Here is a 17,563-nt window from a genome sequence, read left to right on the forward strand (position 1 = left end):
GCTGTCGGCGGCCCCACGCACACTGCCATGTCGCTCACGCGCGTTGCCGGCCAGCCGCCGATCAACCCGCTGGGCGCGCCAGCCGCACCGAGCGGACCACCCACATGCGGCACCGGGCCGCGGGGCACCGGTCGAGCAGGCAGGCATGCCGGCAAGACGGGCCGCTGGCTGCATGGTGCATGGGGACTCCTCACTCTTCCCAATGCGCAATCGCCGGGCAATTCGTGTCATGCATCGCTTTGCCGCTTGACCATCTGACACCTCCCGGGGAATGTTCCTGCTCAAAGGCGCCCGTCAAGCCCGGGCCAGTTCACACTCAGACTCCGACCGCTTTCAACCTACGGAGGAGGCATACCCGGCCCTAGCGGCGATCTTGCAGCAAATGAGACGCTGTCAAGACATGTCCAGTCGATTGTGGCTCGATCGGTAGCACTCGTTCTATATTCGCAAATGTAGTAAGCCCAGTTGTCGGCGTTTTTCCACGCCTTATCCGGATCGGACGTTGCCAACGCCTGACATTTGGTAAGGCCATACTGATCGACCGTACCTATCTTTTCGTCGGTGGTACCACAGATGATATGGGTGAATTCGTGAATAATCGAACAAATAATTTCTCCGTCGCTGAATCGACGCCAGCAAAATCCGCGATCCAAAAGAACAGTTACTGATGCAGAACTGCTATTGAATTTGGTCGGATCAATAGCAGCTATGCCATCTCCATAAGTGCAGGCGAACTTTACTGTTGCCAAGGTGTTCTGAAGATAATTATTTAGGTCATTAAGTTTGACACCAATGGCGGCCCACTTCCTGGTGTTGGACTCGGCTCCAAACCAGGTGATGCGATGAACACTATCCGTGCCGAAGCCGGCCGCCGCCGCTTGAACCATCTCTTTCGCAGCCTTGACGAACTTCCTCAATTCCCCTGGATCGGCACACCAAAGAAAAACGTTTGCGCTACTTTTGGCCACGGCCTGCCGATTGTCACCAAATTCCACTACGTAGATAACCGGCACAGCGGTCGTATCCGACGCCAGTCCACGCTTTGTGACTAAAGATTCACCCGGCACGGCAACGAGCGTCGCCGGCGGCGAAATGGTTCGCACGCGTAAAGAACGGATGGCATCACCTTTCTTGGCACATCCGCTACAGAGGCCAAGATAATTATTCTGTGAAAACGAACTTTTGTTGCAATATCCACATGTATATCTGACAGCAGCCATTCGAATCACTCCTCACAGAAACTAGATTCAGAAACGGGCCAGGTTCACCGCTTATGATCCAACACCTCACCCATGCCAACGGGATCAGGTTTAGTTACTTCTATCCAGCCAGGAAGCACCCAAGAATAAGTGAACCCGACCCCGTTTCCGACCCCGTTTCCTCTTGATGCGGCTGTCCTGGTAGTTTCGGTATGAGACGGTCACAACCATGTCCTCCAAAACCTTCTTGTTCGGCGCAGGGGCAAAGCGATGAGAGCCCATGTCGTTGCGATCAATTCGCCACAATCCCGAAAGCTCAGGCAAAGGCGTACGTAAACTCCCCGCTACCTGCCCCAACCTTTACCCCCGTCACCGCAGCACCCGCGATCATGCGGTTGAGGAACTCGCGCGAAACATCGGGCAGCATGGTGTTGGTCAGGATCGCGTCGATCATCCGCCCGCCCGATTCGCTCTCCGTGCAACGCGACACGACCAGCTTCACCACCTCGTCGTCGTAGTCGAAGGGAATCCTGTAGCGCGCCTCGATGCGTTTCTTGATGCGGCCCAGCTGCAGCTTCACGATCTCGCCCAGCATCGTTTCGCTCAGCGGGTAATACGGAATCGTCACCAGGCGTCCCAGCAACGCAGGCGGAAACACCTTGAGCAGAGGGTCGCGCAGTGCCTTGGCGATGCCCTCGGGTTCCGGCATCAGCTCCGGGTCCTTGCACAGGCCGGCGATCAGGTCGGTGCCTGCATTGGTGGTGAGCAGGATCAGGCAATTCTTGAAATTGATGGAGCGGCCCTCACCGTCTTCCATCACGCCCTTGTCGAACACCTGGAAGAAGATCTCGTGCACGTCGGGGTGGGCCTTCTCCACCTCGTCCAGCAGCACCACGGAGTACGGCTTGCGGCGCACGGCTTCGGTGAGCACGCCGCCTTCGCCGTAGCCCACGTAGCCGGGGGGCGCGCCCTTGAGCGTGGAGACGGTGTGCGCCTCCTGGAACTCGCTCATGTTGATGGTGATGAGGTTCTGCTCGCCGCCGTACAGCGCCTCGGCCAGCGCCAGCGCGGTCTCGGTCTTGCCCACGCCGGAGGTGCCGGCGAGCATGAACACGCCGATCGGCTTGTTGGGGTTGTCGAGGCCGGCTCGGCTGGTCTGGATGCGCTTGGCGATCATCTCCATCGCGTGGTCCTGGCCGATCACGCGCTTGCCCATGATCGAGGCCAGGTTCATCACGGTTTCGAGTTCGCTGCGCACCATGCGGCCGACCGGGATGCCGGTCCAGTCGGCCACCACCGAGCCGACCGCGGTGTAGTCCACGGTGGGCAGGATCAGCGGATGCTCACCCTGCAGTTCGGCCAGTTGCGCCTGCAGGCCCTTGAGCTGCTCCAGCGTGGTGGCGCGTTCGGAGTCGCTGAGGCCTGCGGGCACTTCGGGGGAGGCTTCGGCCTCGGCATTGGCGGCCGCTTCCAGCTTGCTGCCGGTGCCTTCCACCGGCGCCACGTCGCCGCGCAGCCTGGCGCGCAGGGCCAGGATCTGCACGACCAGGGCCTTCTCGGCCTGCCAGTCGGCTTCGAGCTTTTCCAGCCGCGCCTGCTGCGTGGCGAGCCGCTCGTTGGCGTTGGCCTCGCGCTCGGCCACTTCCACGCCCACGCTCTTTTCGCGGGCGATGATCGCCAGCTCGGTTTCCAGCGCCTCGATGCGCTTGCGGGTGTCGTCCACCTCGGGCGGCACGGCGTGCTGGCTGATCGCCACGCGGGCGCAGGCGGTGTCGAGCAGGCTCACTGCCTTGTCGGGCAGCTGGCGCGCGGGGATGTAGCGGTGCGACAGCTTCACCGCCGCCTCCAGCGCCTCGTCGAGGATCTGCACGCGGTGGTGCTTTTCCATCACGCTGGCCACGCCGCGCATCATCAGGATGCCCTTCTCCTCGCTGGGCTCTTCCACCAATACGGTCTGGAAGCGGCGGGTGAGCGCGGGGTCCTTCTCGATGTGCTTCTTGTATTCGGCCCAGGTGGTGGCGCCTACGGTGCGCAGGTTGCCGCGCGCCAGCGCAGGCTTCAGCAGGTTGGCGGCATCGCCGGTGCCGGCCGCGCCGCCCGCGCCGACCAGGGTATGCGCCTCGTCGATGAACAGGATGATGGGCTTCGGCGAGGACTGCACTTCCTCGATCACCTGGCGCAGGCGGTTCTCGAACTCGCCCTTCATGCTGGCGCCGGCCTGCAGCAGGCCCACGTCGAGTGTGCGCAGCTCCACGTCCTTGAGCTGCGGCGGCACGTCGCCGCGCGCGATGCGCAGCGCGAAGCCCTCGACCACCGCGGTCTTGCCCACGCCGGCCTCGCCCACCAGCATCGGGTTGTTCTGGCGGCGGCGCATCAGGATGTCCACCACCTGGCGGATTTCCTCGTCGCGGCCCACGATGGGGTCGATCTTGCCGTTGCGGGCCTGCTCGGTGAGGTCCACGGTGAACTGGCGCAGCGCCTCCTGCTTGCCCATCTGCGCCGGACCCATCGCGCCGCTGGCCTCGCCCGGCGCGGCGCCGCCGCCCAGCTTGAAGCCGTCGCTGGCGCTCTGGCCGTCCTCGGGCGAACCGGCCACCACCTCGGCGAACTTGTCGACCAGGGTTTCCGGCTTGATCTTCTCGAACTCCTTCGAGACACCGAGCAGCGTGTTGCGCAGGTGGCGCAGACGCAGCACGCCCACCATCAGGTAGCCGGTGCGCACCTGCGCCTCGCCGAACATCAGGGTGGCGAACACCCAGCCACGCTCGACGGCTTCCTCCACGTCGCTGGAGAGGTCAGAGATGCTGGTGGAGCCGCGCGGCAGCCGGTCCAGCGCATCGGTGACGTCGCGCGCCAGGTTCGACGGGTTGAGGTTGAACTGCTTGACGATGCGATGCAGGTCCGAGTCCTGCAGCTGCAGGATCTGGTGGATCCAGTGCACCAGCTCCACGTACGGGTTGCCGCGCAACTTGCAGAACACGGTGGCGCTCTCGATGCCCCGGTACGCCAGCTTGTTGAGCTTGCCGAACAACGCGCTGCGACTGATCTCTGCCATGGATCTACCCCTGAAGTGGTTCCGCTGCCGGCGTCTGCGCGGCATCGATGGAATGGAATTCGGAAAGCGATGATGTGATTTCGTCATTCCGGCGAAAGCCGGAATCCAGTGTCTTCGGTGATATCCAGTCGCCGGATTCCGGCTTTCGCCGGAATGACGCATGCATGTGGGTCGCGGTATTCATGTGGATCACGCCCTAGCCCACCGGCCGCAGAATCACGTGGTCCGCATCGGCGTCCCGGCGCGGCTCGCCGATCCAGGTGGAAAGCCCCATGCGCCCCGACTGGCCCAGCTTCATGGTCGGTACCTCGGCACGCTGCAGCACCAGCTGCACGTCCCAGGCCTTCTCCTCGCCCACGTAGGTCTTCACCGCCGCCACCAGCTGGCGCAGCGCCTCGCCGCCGGGCAGGAAGTTGTTGAACTGCGCGCGGGTGAGCGGCCCCAGGCGCAGGCGGAAGCGCTGCTGCGAACCCCACACGGATTCGCCCAGCACCGCGGTGCGGCCCAGTCCGGCCACCTCGGGCGAGGCGCCCAGGCGCAGGTGCGCCTCGTGCGGCAGGCGCATCCAGCTCGCCACGAACTCCAGCACGCGCACGGGGATGCGGAAGAAATGTTCCAGCAGGCCGCGCAGCCCTTCGGCGTTGCGCGCCTGCGCCACCAGCCGCCCGGCGAAGAAGCGCTTGTACTGGTCGGGCAAGGCATCGCGCGCATCGAGGCCGCGCGTGGACAGACCCACCAGCGCGCCCATGTACAGGCGGAAACGGTCCTCGTCCGGGCGGTCGAGCTGCACGGTGGGCTGCGCGCTGGCCCAGGCGCGGTAGAACAGGCTCAGCATGCGGTGGTGGAAGATGTCGGCGAACGCGACCAGGGTGGAATCCTTCGCGTTGCGCCGGCGATCGATGGCGTATTCGGTGAGGTGCAGCGGCAACGGTGCGTTCGGCCCGAACAGCCCCAGGAACAAGCCGTGCAGCCGGGCCGGCCGGCCATCGGCGGCGGGCTCGTAGCGGTCCACCGCGCGCGGCGAGAACGCCAGCGAAGGCGTATGGCACAGGCGCACGGCATCCTCCGCCGGCTTGGCGGATTCGCCCAGCCGCGGCCGCTCCGGATGCGCACACTCGAGCCGGCGCAGCGCCTCGAAGAACTCGAAGCCCTCCGGCTGCTCGCGCAGCGCAAGCTCGAGCTCCACGCGAGCCGGCGCTACAGGATCTGGCGCTTGCCGAGTCGGGCCGGCCATCGGGCCACCTCGTTGCGTTCCAGGGTGCGCAGCACCGTCTCGGTGAAGGAGTTCACCGAGACGTGCCGCGCGAAGAAGTGCTGCATCACCGCGCCGAGCAGGAAGGCGCCGGTGCCCTCGAAGGCGCCGTCGTCGCAGGTCAGCGTGATCTCCAGCCCGCGGCCGAAGCTGATCGGCCCCGGCACCGGGATGCGCCGCACCACCGGCTGCGCCGCAACGGCCTTCACGCCCTCGATCTGGCGCCGCGCGCTGGCGTCGAATTCGTCGCTGTACAGCGTGAGCATCTCGCGCAGCGCGGATGCGCCCTCCTCGCCGCTGTCGCCCAGCAGCGAGACGTAGTTCAGTTGCAGGTGGCTGATCAGCCGCCATGCGGTTTCGCCGTTCGCCGTCGGTGCACGCGGCTTGGTGGGGCCGGCCACGCAGCGGATCGAGGCCACCGGCGCACCGGTGTCCAGGGTGAAATCGGTACGCGACTTGCCCACCGGCATCTGCAGCGGCAGGTCGCGGTTGGTGCACAACAGGCGCATGCCGATCTGCCGCAGCTGCGTGGCATAGGGCGCGTCGTTGGCGTCGACCAGCGAGATGAACACCTCGCTGCCCACGTAGCTGGAGCGCGCGCCCTGCAGGCGCTGGCGCGAGGACAGCAGGCGCGGCTCGCGGCGGATGGTGTGGAACGCGGCCGCGCCGCTGTGCCAGGTGCGCTCGTCGCTGCCGTAGAACGGCTGGAAGCGCTGCTCCGGCTCCTGGCGGTCGCCGAAGCCTTCCACGTCGGAAACGCTGTGGATCTCGAAATCCATCGGCCGGCTGCGGTCGGCCAGGATGTGGTATTCGGTGCGCCCCTGCTGCAGGTGGATGCGGTCGGCGCGGCGCGGGAACAGGTTGATCGCCGGCGTGCAGAACAGCCGGAAGTTGCCCGCGTCCACCGCGTTGTGCAGGCGGCTCACGCTGCGGTCGAACAGCGTCACGATCTCGAACTCGCAGGCCGCCGAACGCGCCAGCACCTGCCGCAGCCCGGTGAACACCGCGAACAGGAAACGCTCCGGGCAGGCGAAGTATTCCTGCAGCAGGCGGTAGCCGCTGAACGAGCGGTCGGTGTACGGCAGCAGGGCCTCGTCGTCGGCAAAGCCCTTGTCGCGGATGCAGCCGCCGTCGAAGAACTCGCTGACCAGGCCGCCCGCACCCGGTGTGCGCACAAGATAGCCCACCGCGTTGCCGAGCAGTTGCTCGTACAGGCGCTTGGGCAATTCGTCGGCGCCGGCGATGAACAGCGGCAGCTCGTCCAGTGCCAGCATGTTCGCCTGCGCGCCGGCGGTGACAGTGAACTTCAACCGCAGGCCGGCGCGCACGGTGCGGTCCGTCGGCAGCGGCACGCCGGCGGCGGCGAGCGCGGCGGGCGTCTCGAAATACTTGGCCTCGGCCAGTTCCAGCGGCCACAGGGCGACGTCGTGCGCGGTGCGGTATTCGCAGGCGGTGCGCTCGTCATGGCCAGTGAGGCCGCGCAGGGCGGTCTGCCGCGCCACCACGGGGCCGGTGGCCAGCGCGCTTTCCTTGGTGTCGGGGTTCAGCTGCACCACCGCCATGGAGGGCACCGGCGCCAGGTAGTGCGGATAGATCATCTCCAGCAGGTGCTGGGTGAACACCGGGTGCTGCGCGTCGAGCTTCAACTGGATGCGCGCGGCGAGGAAGGCGAAACCCTCCAGCAGGCGCTCCACGTAGGGGTCGGCGCACTCGAAGCCTTCCATGCCGAGGCGACCGGCGATCTTGGGGTACTCGCGCGCGAACTCGGCGCCCATCTCGCGGACGTGCTGCAGCTCGCGGTTGTAGTAGCGGAGCAGGCGCGGGTCCATGGTCAGGGCCTGCCCATGAATCCATCGGTGTTCGGGTTGAGGGGATGCGCGAGGATCATGGGAAGGCTTTCAGCCGAAGCTCTCCGACACATTGAACCGCCCGGTCTCCAGGTCCACCTCGGTCTTGAGGTAGAGGTTCAGCGGGATCGGCTGGGCCCACATCTCCGAGGCGATGTTGAACACCAGCGACTGGCGGTCCATGCGCTGGGTATCCGCCTTCACGGTGACCTGCAGGGTGCCGGGCGTCAGCCGCGGCTCGAACGCGAGGATGGCGTCACGCACCTGGCGCTGCAGCACGTCGGCCTTGACGCCGGACAACGCCGCGCCGGTGAGGTCGGGGATGCCGAAGTTGAGCACCGAGCTCGCCACCTCCGGGTAGTCCGCCAGCGCGTCTCCGCCGAGGTTCACGCAGTTGAGCAGCCAGGACATGTCGCGCGTCACGCAATCGCGCAGGCGCGTGGCCGAGATCACCCGCTTCTCGCGGCTCTCGTCGGCCTTGCCCGGCTCGTCGTCGGTGAGGCGGTCGAGCAGCGAGGGCTGCAGCCGTTCCTGGGTGGTCAGCTCGGCCATGGCGTCCGGTTCCCGCTCAGGCCGCGTTGAAGACGATGCTGCGGACGTCCAGCAGCGGATAGTCGCCGGCATCGGTGGCCAGCATGCGCTGGCCGGCGCCGGCGAAGCATTCGCCGCCGAGGTCGGTCCAGTCGGTGCGCCGCGCCAGCACCAGCTCGCTGTCCGGCGCGCGTTCGGAACCGGGGTAGCGGCTGGGCACGAAACCCACCGCCTCGCCGCCGTTGCTCCAGGTCACCCGCACCGGCGCCCACACCTTGTCGCGCAGGTCGGAAGGCGCCTCGAACACCAGTTTCTTCAGGCGCGTGAACGGCACCCAGGCGTAGCCGCCGTTGACGATCATCTCCAGGCACGGCCCGAAGCGCGAGTCGGCATCGGCGATCCACTCGAACGGCGTGCCGTCGATCTCGCCGCCCACCGCTTCGGCCTGCTCGAAGGCCTGCTCGCGCAGGGGTTGCGCCTGCGCGTGCCGGTCCCCGGCCTGCAGCTTCAGCGACTGCAGCAGCAGCGCCAGCCACTGCGCGGGCTCGCCGATCACCATCGGCGAGCGCGTGCCGGCCATCACCTGCTGCCGCTCCAGTTCGCCGGCCAGGGCGCGGCTGTAGGCCTCCACCATGAGCGTGTTGAGCGGATCCAGCTCGCCGCTCACCTTGAGCTGGTTGTGCGCCCGCTCCCACTGTCCCAGCACGGCCAGCAGCTGGAACAGGAACACCCGCGCCTTCGCATCGGCAGGATTGCCGCGCACCTGCGCGGTCAGCCCTTGCAGCGCCTCGTCCAACCGGCCTTCTTTCAGCATGTTCTCTGGGGTCATGCACACACCCGGCTCGTGGAGGGTTGGTGGAACGAGGAACTGCAAGGGGCCGATCAGGCTCAGGCGCTGGCCACCTGCTGGATGTCGTAGGTGAAGTCCTTGGTGCCGCCATCCTTGCCGCCCTTGTCGTCCTGCGGCTGGAACGAGTACTTGAACTTGCCGAAGTGCAGGGTGATGTTCTCGGTGAGCTTGTCCTCGCCGCCGCTGCCGCCGGTTGACACCGAGGTGACCAGCACGCCCTCGGAGAGCTCGATGGTGAGGAAGTCGGTCTGCTCGCCGGTGGCGTTGGTGACGTACAGCCAGGCGTTCTCCACGCGGCCGCCGGTGCAACAGGCATTGAGCAGCGCGTTGGAGCAGCCGTCCACGTACTTGGTGATGGAGATGTCCTGCACGTGCGCCTTGCCGCCACTGGCCGCGCCCGCGCCGGTGTGCAGGTCGCCGGTGTTGCTGACGCCCCACGACCACGCCAGGATCGGCACCTCGCCCTTGTGCTTCTTGTGGTTGGACGCCCCCTTGATCTCGACCTTGCCCGAGCCGAACTTGATGTGCATGTCGAATGCCATGAACCTTCTCCTCGATCACCTGTTGATGAATTGACCCACCCGGCCGGGCTGCGCCATTGCCGGTTGCAACGTAGTTGTCGCCACTTCCCCGTGAAGTCGTCCAGACGATGTCACGTGTTTCCGCCGTTGCCAGACGGTGCCGGCACACATCCTGTCGCCCGGCACTGGCGCGACCGCCTGCGGCGGCCGCGCCCGGACCCCGCGTTCGTCAGGCCTTGGCCGCCGACGGCAGCCGCGACACCAGTCGCAGCGACACGGTGAGGCCTTCCAGCTGGTAGTGCGGCTTGAGGTAGAACTTCGAGGTGTAATACCCCGGCGCCCCTTCCACTTCCTCCACCACTACCTCCGCCGCCGACAGCGGCTTGCGTGCCTTGGTCTGCTCGCTGGAGTTGGTCGGATCGCCGTCGACGTACTGCATGATCCAGTTGGTCAGCCAGTTCTGCATCGACTCGCGGCTGGAGAACGAACCGATCTTGTCGCGCACGATGCACTTCAGGTAGTGCGCAAAACGGCTGGCCGCGAACAGATACGGCAAGCGGCAGCTCAGCGCTGCGTTGGCCGTGGCATCCGGATCGTCGTACTCCTCCGGCTTGGCCAGCGACTGTGCACTGATGAACGCGGCCATGTCCGAGTTCTTGCGATGCACCAGCGGCATCAGGCCCATCTTGTCCAGCTCGGCCGAGCGGCGGTCGGTGATCGCGATCTCGGTGGGGCACTTCATGTCCACGCCACCGTCGTCGCTGGGGAAGGTGTGCACCGGCAGGCCTTCCACCGCACCGCCCGACTCGATGCCGCGGATACGCGAGCACCAGCCGTATTCCTTGAACGAGCGGTTGATGTTCACCGCCATGGCGTAGGCGGCGTTCTGCCACGTGTACTTGGACGAGTCGGCGCCCGAGGTGTCCTCCTCGAAATCGAACTCCTCCACCGGATCGGTCTTGGCGCCGTAGGGCAGGCGCGCCAGCGTGCGCGGCATCGCCAGCCCGAGGTACTTGGCGTCGTCCGATTCGCGCAGCGAACGCCAGGAGGCGTATTCCGGCGTGGAGAAGATCTTCGCCAGATCGCGTGGATTGGCCAGCTCGTTCCAGTTGTCCATGCCCATCAGGGTGTGGTTGGCCGAGGCGATGAACGGCGCGTGCGCGGCCGCGGCCACCTGCGCGATGCCGCCCAGCAGTTCCACGTCGGGCGGGCTGTGGTCGAAGTAGTAGTCGCCGACCAGGCAGCCGTAGGGCTCGCCGCCGAGCTGGCCGTACTCTTCCTCGTACATCTTCTTGAAGATCGGGCTCTGGTCCCACGCCGTGCCCTTGTAGCGCTTCAGCGTCTTGCCCAGCTCCTTCTTGGAGATGTTCATCACGCGGATCTTCAGCTGCGTGTCGGTCTCGGTGTTGTTGACCAGGTAGTGCAGCCCGCGCCAGGCGCTTTCCAGCTTCTGGAAATCCTCGTGGTGCATGACCAGGTTGAGCTGTTCGCTGATCTTGCGGTCCAGCTCGGCCACATAGGCGTTGATGGTCTGGGTGACGTCGTCGGAGACGATGTCGGCCTTGTTCAGCACCTGTTCGGCGAGCGTGCGGACAGCGGATTCCACCTCTTCCTTGGCGCGGTCGCTCTTGGGCTTGAATTCCTTGCTGAGCAGCGCGGCAAAATCGTCGGGTACCAGGGTCTGGGCTTCGCCGCCCTGTTCGGCCAGTTTCTCGGTTGCCATGGCTTACTCCCCGTCCTTGCCGGCGTCGCCGGGCTTGGCTGCGGACACCAGCGACTGCAGCAGCGCCGGATCGTTGATGGCCTGCGAGATCAGCTTCTCTGCGCCGGCCTTGCCGTCCATGTAGGTGCCGAGGTTGGCGAGCTGGGTGCGCGCCTCCAGCAGCTTGGCCACCGCCCCCACCTTGCGGGCCACCGCCGCGGGCGAGAAGTCGTCCATGCTCTCGAAGGTGATGTCGACGCTGAGATTGCCCTCGCCGGTGAGCGTGTTCGGCACGGCGAAGGAGACGCGCGGCTTCATCGACTGCAGGCGGCTGTCGAAATTGTCCACGTCGATCTCCAGCGCCTTGCGCTCCTCGATCGGCGGCAACTCGGCGTTGTTGGTACCGGACAGGTCCGACATCACGCCCATCACGAACGGCACCTGCACCTTCTTCTGGGCACCGTAGACCTCGACGTCGTACTCGATCTGCACCCGCGGCGCGCGGTTTCGCGCGATGAACTTCTGACTGCTCTGCTTGGCCATGCGATGTCTCCCGGGACGTAGGTACTGCCTGATTGCAAGGTGTCGGCTTGCCGTGCACGCGAACTGCTGCGGGGAAGAAGAAGACGCGCGATGGCCTCGCACGCCCCGGTTCCCCGCCGAGCCTGATCCCGGGACGAACGCCGCCGAGTTTTCCTCTCACTACCCAATGCGCAACGGCGGGTGAAAGACGGGCACGCCTGCCAGAATTATTCATCCCTCATTCATGTTTCAGGCGCGACCGACCGCTCGTCGTGTTGCGACGCCGCACGGCCCGCGCGGGCCGCCGTACTAGAATGTCCGACTTGGTTCGTCGCCCCGGCCCGTCCGGGGCGACGCATACGTGTCGTTGCTGTTCCCCCGGTGGCCATCGCTGCGATGCCGCCATCCTGGATGCCTGCGGGCACCTCTCCATGGAGTCGCCGTACCAATGATTTTCGAAACCATCGCCAACACGGGTCACGAGGAAGTCGTCTTCTGCCACAACAAGGACGCCGGCCTGAAGGCCATCGTCGCGATCCACAACACGGTGCTGGGCCCCGCGCTCGGCGGCCTGCGCATGTGGCCGTACAAGACCGAGCAGGAAGCGGTGAACGACGTGCTGCGCCTGTCGCGCGGCATGACCTACAAGAACGCCGTGGCCGGCCTGAACCTGGGCGGCGGCAAGTCGGTGATCATCGGCGACCCGTCCAAGGACAAGTCCGAGGCGCTGTTCCGCGCGTTCGGCCGCTTCATCAACTCGCTCAACGGCCGCTACATCACCGCCGAGGACGTGGGCATCGACGTCAACGACATGGAATACGTGTTCCGCGAGACCGAATACGTCACCGGCGTGCACCAGGTGCACGGCGGCTCGGGCGACCCCTCGCCGTTCACCGCCTACGGCTCCCTGCAGGGCCTGATGGCCACGCTGCAGTACAAGTACGGCAACGAGGACGTGGGCAAGTACAGCTACGCCGTGCAGGGCTGCGGCCACGTCGGCAGCGAGTTCATCAAGCTGCTGCGCGAGCAGGGCGCCAAGGTGTTCGTCACCGACATCAACAAGGAAGCCGTGCAGCGCTGCGTGGACGAACTGGGCTGCGAGGCGGTGGGCCTGGACGAGATCTACGACGTCGACGCCGACGTGTACAGCCCGTGCGCGCTGGGCGGCACCGTCAACGAGCAGACCATCGACCGCATCAAGGCCAAGATCATCTGCGGCCCCGCCAACAACCAGCTGGCCACCGACGCGATCGGCGACGAGCTGACCCGCCGCGGCGTGCTGTACGCGCCGGACTACGCGGTGAACGCCGGCGGCGTGATGAACGTCTCGCTGGAGATCGACGGCTACAACCGCGAGCGCGCGATGCGCATGATGCGCACGATCTACTACAACCTGGGCCGCATCTACGAGATCAGCAAGACCCAGAACGTGCCCACCTACAAGGCCGCCGACCGTCTCGCCGAGGAGCGCATCAGCGCGATCGGCAAGATCAAGCTGCCGCACATGGGCAACGGCGGCACCCGCTTCCAGGGCCGCATGCGCGGCCAGTAGGCCCGTCCTGCCCGAAAGCCCCCGGGAGGCCGCCGCGAGGCGGCCTCCCGCATTGCGGCGCCTGGCCGCCGGCCGCGCCCGGTCCGCGGCGGGGCTCTGTTACACTGCGCGGGATCGCGGAGGCCGGCGCGGCCGGCGCCCGCGATCCAGGGGGAAGCACCTCGTCGGGAAGACCGGCATCGCCGATGCCGGCCGGGTCGGGCGTCGCCAGCGGCGACCCGGCCATCCCACACGGAACACCGCCCCGGAAGGCTTCACGACACGCACGGAACAACAAGAGCAGAACGCGATATGAGCACCATCCTGGCAGCCGACATCAGCGACACGGACATCCTGGAACGTCTGCGCGACGTGCTGCAGGGCACCTTCGAGATCGATCCGGCGCTCGTCACGCCATCCGCCCACCTGTTCAGCGACCTCGGCCTGGACAGCATCGATGCGGTGGACCTGGCCATCCAGGTGCAGGAGATGACCGGCATGCGCATCAAGCCGGAGGATTTCAAGAACGTGCGCACCGTGGGCGACGTGGTGGGCACCGTGCGCGGCCTGCTCGAACGCTGAGCCCGGCCATGCCGGACGCCCACGGCCGCTTCGCCCCCTGCGCGCTGATCCCTATCTACAACCACGGCGGCACCATCGTGGGCACCGTGCAGGCGCTGCGCGCGCACGGCCTGCCCGTGCTGATCGTCGACGACGGCAGTGACGACGCCACGCGCGAGGTGCTCGACGCGCTGGCGCGCGACGCCGATGGCGTGTGCCTGCTGCGGCTGCCGCACAACCAGGGCAAGGGCCGCGCCATCTGCGCGGGGCTGCGCGCCGCGCACGAGGCCGGCCACAGCCACGCGCTGCAGATCGACGCCGACGGCCAGCACGACACCGGCGACGTGCCGCGTTTTCTCGACGCCGCCCGTACCCGGCCGCACGCGCTGGTCTGCGGCGCCCCGGTCTACGACGCCAGCGTGCCGCGGGCGCGCCTGTACGGGCGCTACGTCACCCACGTCTGCGTCTGGCTGGAGACCCTGTCGCTGGCGATCCGCGACTCGATGTGCGGCTATCGCCTGTATCCGCTGGATGCCGCATGCGCGGAGATCGCGCGCAAGCCGCCTCCCGCGCGCATGGATTTCGACACCGAGATCGCGGTGCGGCTGGTCTGGCGCGGCCTGCCGGTGGTCAACCTGCCCACCCGGGTGATCTATCCGGCGAACGGCTTGTCCCACTTCCGCATGTTCCGCGACAACCTGCGCATCTCGGCGATGCACACGCGGCTGTTGCTTGGCATGCTGCCCCGGGCGCCACGGCTGTTGTGGCGCCGCTTCCGTGGAGAAACCGCATGCGCCGCCTGATGCTCCTGCTGTTGCTGTGCTGCCTTGCGCCGTTCGGCGGCGCACAGGCGGACGACGCCCTGCTGCGGAACGTGCTGGCCGGGCTGGGCCGGCATGCCGCCGTGCGCGCCGACTTCACCCAGACCCGCAGCAACCCCGCGCTGGCCAAGCCGCAGGTGAGCAGCGGCCGGCTGCTGTTCGTGCTCGGCCACGGCATGCTGTGGCAAACCGAATCGCCCTACCGGGAAACCCTGGCGCTCTCCGGCAACCACACCGCGCGCATCGACGCGGACGGCACGCCCCACCCCATGCGTGGCGACCGCGGCGTCAGCCAGGTCTCGCAGATGCTGCAAGGCATGCTGGGCGGCAGGCTGGACGAGGCGCTGCGCCAGTTCAGCGTCGAGGCCAGCGGCACGCCCGTGCACTGGACGCTGCGTTTCGTGCCGAAGCAGGAGCGCATGGCGCGCGTGCTGGGCAGCATCGAGCTGCAAGGCGACGACTACCTGCAGGGCATCACCATCGCGATGCAGGACGGCAGCCGCACCGAGATCCGCTTCGCGCACACCCGCGACGCCGGCCCGCTGGCTGCGCCGGAGCGGCGCGCGCTCGGCCTGCCATGACGCCACGAACACTCAAGCTGCGCGCCGGCCTGTTCGCCGTCGCCACCGTGCTGGTCGCCGCGCTGGGGGCATACCTGCTGTTCGGCCGCGGCCCGCTGCCGATCCAGACCGACCTGCTGGCCATGCTGCCCGCCACCGAGCAGAACCCGTTGGCCGAGGCCGCGGCGGAACGGCTGGCCCACGCCAACGGCGACCGCATGGTGCTGCTGGTGGAAAGCGACGACGACGCACGCGCCAAGGACGCCGCCCGCGCGCTGGGCAAGGCGCTGGCCACGCACAAGGTGTTCGGCTCGGTGACCGCGGAACTGCCGCCATTCGACGTGGCACGGATGGCCGCGCCTTACCTCTTGCACCGCTTCTTCCTGCTCACCGACGCCGACCGCGGCGTCCTCGCGCAACCGGGCCACGACCCCGCCCAGGCGCTGGCGCAACGGCTCAACGAACCCTTTGTCACCGGGGTGGGCGTGCCGCTCGCCGACGACCCCTTCGGCTGGCTGCAGCACTGGCTGGCGCAGCAGCCGTGGAGCCGCTCGCCCTTGCTGCCGGAGGACGATCTGCTGGTCGCCCATCGCGGCAAGGCCACGTACGTGCTGGTCACCGCCACGCTCGACGGCTCGTCCTACGACGACGGCGTGCAACACCGCGCGCTGGGCGCCCTGCACGACGCCGAGCAGCAGATCACGCGCGACTACCCCGGCATCCGGCTGCTGCGCACCGGCGCGGTGTTCTACGCCGCCGCCGCGCGCGCCGGCGCGGAACACGACGTGCACATGGTGGGCTGGATCTCCTCGCTCGGCATCGCCCTGCTGCTGCTGGCCGTGTTCCGCTCGCCCGGGCCGCTGCTGCTGGCCTTCCTCTCCACCGCGGTGGGCGTGGTCGCCGCCACCACCGTCTCGCTGCTGGTGTTCGGCAAGGTCTACCTGCTTACCCTGGTGTTCGGCGCGGCGCTGCTGGGCGAGGCGGTGGACTACTCGATCCAGTACCTGAGCGCGCGCGCCAACGCCGGTGCGCAATGGCAGGCCGGCACCGGCCTGCGCCAGGTGCGCCCAGCCCTGTTGCTGGCGCTGGCGACCTCGCTGCTGGGCTATGCGCTGCTGGGGCTGGTGCCGTTTCCCGCGCTGCGCCAGATGGCGGTGTTCGCGATCGGCGGCATGGGTGCCGCCTGCCTCAGCGTGTTCTGGCTGCTGCCGGCCTTGCTGCAACGCCCGGCGCAACCGATGACGCCCGCATTGGTGCGCGGTGCGCGCACCTTGCAGCGCGCGCTGGCCACGCCGGCACACGGCTGGCGCGGCGCTCTGGCGGCAGTGCTGTTGCTGCTGCTCGCCCTGCCCGGCTGGACGCAGCTGCGCCACGACGACGACGTGCACAACCTGATCGCCCAGCCGGCCGCGCTCGCCACGCAGGAGGCGCGGATCCGCGAGGTCACCGGGCTGGGCAACGGCAGCCAGTTCTACCTGGTGCAGGGCAAGGACAGCGAACAGACCCTGCAGCGCGAGGAAGCACTGGAAACGCGCCTGCAGGCACTGGCCGACGACGGCAGGCTGGGAGGCTGGCTGGGTCTGGCCGGCATGGTGCCCTCGCAGGCGCGACAGGCACAGGATCATGCCCTGCTCGCCCGGCTGTTCCACGATCCCGCGCGCCTGCGCCAGACGCTTGCCGACGCAGGTTTCCGCCCGGCCGCCATCGATGCGTACCTCGCCGCCTGGCCCGGCACGCCGCTGCGACTGGACGACTGGCTGAAGACTCCGCTGTCCACCCCGTTCCGTCCGTTGTGGATGGGCTGCAGCGCGCAGGGTTGTGCCTCGCTGGTACTGCCGCAAGGCAGCGAGAACGGCGCATTGCTCGCCGATGCCGCCGCCGGCCTGCCTGGCGTGCACCTGGTGGACAAGCCCGCCAGCGTGACCGGCCTGTTCGGCCGCTACCGCGGCTACGCCAGCGTGTGGCTGCTCGCCGCGGTGCTGCTGATCGTGCCGGTGTTCGGCTGGCGCTATGGCTGGCGGCGCGCGCCGCGCGTGCTGGCGCCGCCGGTCCTGGGCATCGCGCTCACCCTCGCCGCCCTGGGCTACCTCGGGCAGCCGCTGACCCTGTTCCACTGGATGGCGCTGATGCTGGTGCTGGGCGTGGGCGCGAACTACGCGGTGTTCCTGCACGAGGGCGAGCCGCACGCCGCGGACAAGCCGGGGGCGATGTACGCCAGCGTGCTGCTCTCGGCGCTCACCGCGTTGCTCTCCTTCGGCCTGCTGTCGCTGAGTTCGCTGCCGGCGTTGCGGGATTTCGGGCTGACGCTGCTGCTGGGGATCGCGTTTACCGCGCTGCTGGTGCCGGCCAGTCGACCGGAAATCGGAGCATCGCCATGAGGGAGACCGCGGTGGATTGCCGGCCTCTGGCCGGAGTTTCGTGCCCCTGCCGGGGCCCGAGTCACTTTCTCTTGCGTGCCCAAGAGAAAGTAACCCAAGAGAAGGGCATCCGGAGGGCGCGTCCGCGGGGTGCCCTTTTCTCTTGGCCACTTCTCTTTTGGGCACGCAAAAGAGAAGCATCTCGCGCGCCGGCAGGCGTGCGAAACGCTCGACCAAGTCTGGTCCGGGAGTCT

General features: G+C 67.4%; 15 protein-coding genes. 5 read left to right on the forward strand and 10 right to left on the reverse strand.

The genetic code is table 11. From position 1 onward, the window contains the following. Positions 1-338: 338 nt before the first annotated feature. The 10 genes from ABQJ56_RS06020 to tssB form a co-directional block, all read right to left on the reverse strand. Positions 339-1,220 carry a M35 family metallo-endopeptidase gene (locus ABQJ56_RS06020; protein WP_367844087.1) on the reverse strand — a complete coding sequence of 294 codons (882 nt, stop codon included), beginning with the start codon at positions 1,218-1,220 and terminating at the stop codon, positions 339-341. A 295-nt stretch (positions 1,221-1,515) separates the two neighbouring features. Further along, entirely contained in the window at positions 1,516-4,254 is a 2,739-nt protein-coding gene (gene tssH / locus ABQJ56_RS06025; protein WP_367844088.1) for a type VI secretion system ATPase TssH, read from the reverse strand. A 4-nt stretch (positions 4,255-4,258) separates the two neighbouring features. Continuing rightward, positions 4,259-4,438 (reverse strand): hypothetical protein, encoded by a 180-nt coding sequence (locus ABQJ56_RS06030; RefSeq protein WP_367844089.1) that lies wholly within the window; start codon positions 4,436-4,438, stop codon positions 4,259-4,261. A gap of 12 nt (positions 4,439-4,450) precedes the next feature. Next, a complete protein-coding gene (tssG, locus tag ABQJ56_RS06035) occupies positions 4,451-5,488 on the reverse strand; it encodes a type VI secretion system baseplate subunit TssG (RefSeq protein ID WP_367844090.1) in 1,038 nt (345 codons plus the stop codon). Then, complete coding sequence (gene tssF / locus ABQJ56_RS06040) at positions 5,452-7,335, reverse strand: type VI secretion system baseplate subunit TssF (protein WP_367844091.1); 1,884 nt, start codon at positions 7,333-7,335, stop codon at positions 5,452-5,454. The genes tssG and tssF overlap by 37 nt, the downstream gene beginning before the upstream one ends. A 69-nt stretch (positions 7,336-7,404) precedes the next feature. Continuing rightward, entirely contained in the window at positions 7,405-7,905 is a 501-nt protein-coding gene (gene tssE, locus ABQJ56_RS06045) for a type VI secretion system baseplate subunit TssE (RefSeq protein ID WP_367844092.1), read from the reverse strand. A 16-nt stretch (positions 7,906-7,921) separates the two neighbouring features. Then, entirely contained in the window at positions 7,922-8,719 is a 798-nt protein-coding gene (locus ABQJ56_RS06050) for a type VI secretion system accessory protein TagJ (protein ID WP_367844093.1), read from the reverse strand. A gap of 53 nt (positions 8,720-8,772) precedes the next feature. After that, positions 8,773-9,276 carry an Hcp family type VI secretion system effector gene (locus ABQJ56_RS06055; protein WP_367844094.1) on the reverse strand — a complete coding sequence of 168 codons (504 nt, stop codon included), beginning with the start codon at positions 9,274-9,276 and terminating at the stop codon, positions 8,773-8,775. 208 nt (positions 9,277-9,484) lie between these two features. Next, positions 9,485-10,978, reverse strand: coding sequence for a type VI secretion system contractile sheath large subunit (gene tssC / locus ABQJ56_RS06060; protein ID WP_367844095.1), 1,494 nt, complete (start codon positions 10,976-10,978; stop codon positions 9,485-9,487). A 3-nt stretch (positions 10,979-10,981) separates the two neighbouring features. Beyond that, complete coding sequence (gene tssB, locus ABQJ56_RS06065) at positions 10,982-11,500, reverse strand: type VI secretion system contractile sheath small subunit (protein WP_367844096.1); 519 nt, start codon at positions 11,498-11,500, stop codon at positions 10,982-10,984. A gap of 427 nt (positions 11,501-11,927) precedes the next feature. Here tssB and ABQJ56_RS06070 point away from each other — a divergent pair, with 427 nt between their 5' ends. From ABQJ56_RS06070 to ABQJ56_RS06090, 5 genes are all read left to right on the forward strand, one after another. Continuing rightward, positions 11,928-13,031, forward strand: coding sequence for a Glu/Leu/Phe/Val dehydrogenase dimerization domain-containing protein (locus ABQJ56_RS06070; protein WP_367844097.1), 1,104 nt, complete (start codon positions 11,928-11,930; stop codon positions 13,029-13,031). Positions 13,032-13,322: 291 nt separating this feature from the next. After that, positions 13,323-13,592, forward strand: a complete 270-nt coding sequence (locus ABQJ56_RS06075) for an acyl carrier protein (RefSeq protein WP_367844098.1) — start codon at positions 13,323-13,325, stop codon at positions 13,590-13,592. A gap of 8 nt (positions 13,593-13,600) precedes the next feature. Beyond that, positions 13,601-14,374 carry a glycosyltransferase family 2 protein gene (locus ABQJ56_RS06080; protein ID WP_367844099.1) on the forward strand — a complete coding sequence of 258 codons (774 nt, stop codon included), beginning with the start codon at positions 13,601-13,603 and terminating at the stop codon, positions 14,372-14,374. Next, the gene (locus ABQJ56_RS06085; protein ID WP_367844100.1) at positions 14,362-14,973 is read left to right on the forward strand and encodes a LolA family protein; all 612 of its coding nucleotides are present in this window, start codon (positions 14,362-14,364) and stop codon (positions 14,971-14,973) included. Before ABQJ56_RS06080 ends, ABQJ56_RS06085 begins: the two co-directional genes overlap by 13 nt. After that, positions 14,970-17,330 (forward strand): MMPL family transporter, encoded by a 2,361-nt coding sequence (locus tag ABQJ56_RS06090; RefSeq protein ID WP_367844101.1) that lies wholly within the window; start codon positions 14,970-14,972, stop codon positions 17,328-17,330. Before ABQJ56_RS06085 ends, ABQJ56_RS06090 begins: the two co-directional genes overlap by 4 nt. The last annotated feature ends 233 nt before the right edge of the window (positions 17,331-17,563 follow it).

This window comes from Rhodanobacter geophilus (assembly GCF_040812275.1).
GTDB classification, from domain to species: Bacteria; Pseudomonadota; Gammaproteobacteria; order Xanthomonadales; family Rhodanobacteraceae; genus Rhodanobacter_A; species Rhodanobacter_A geophilus.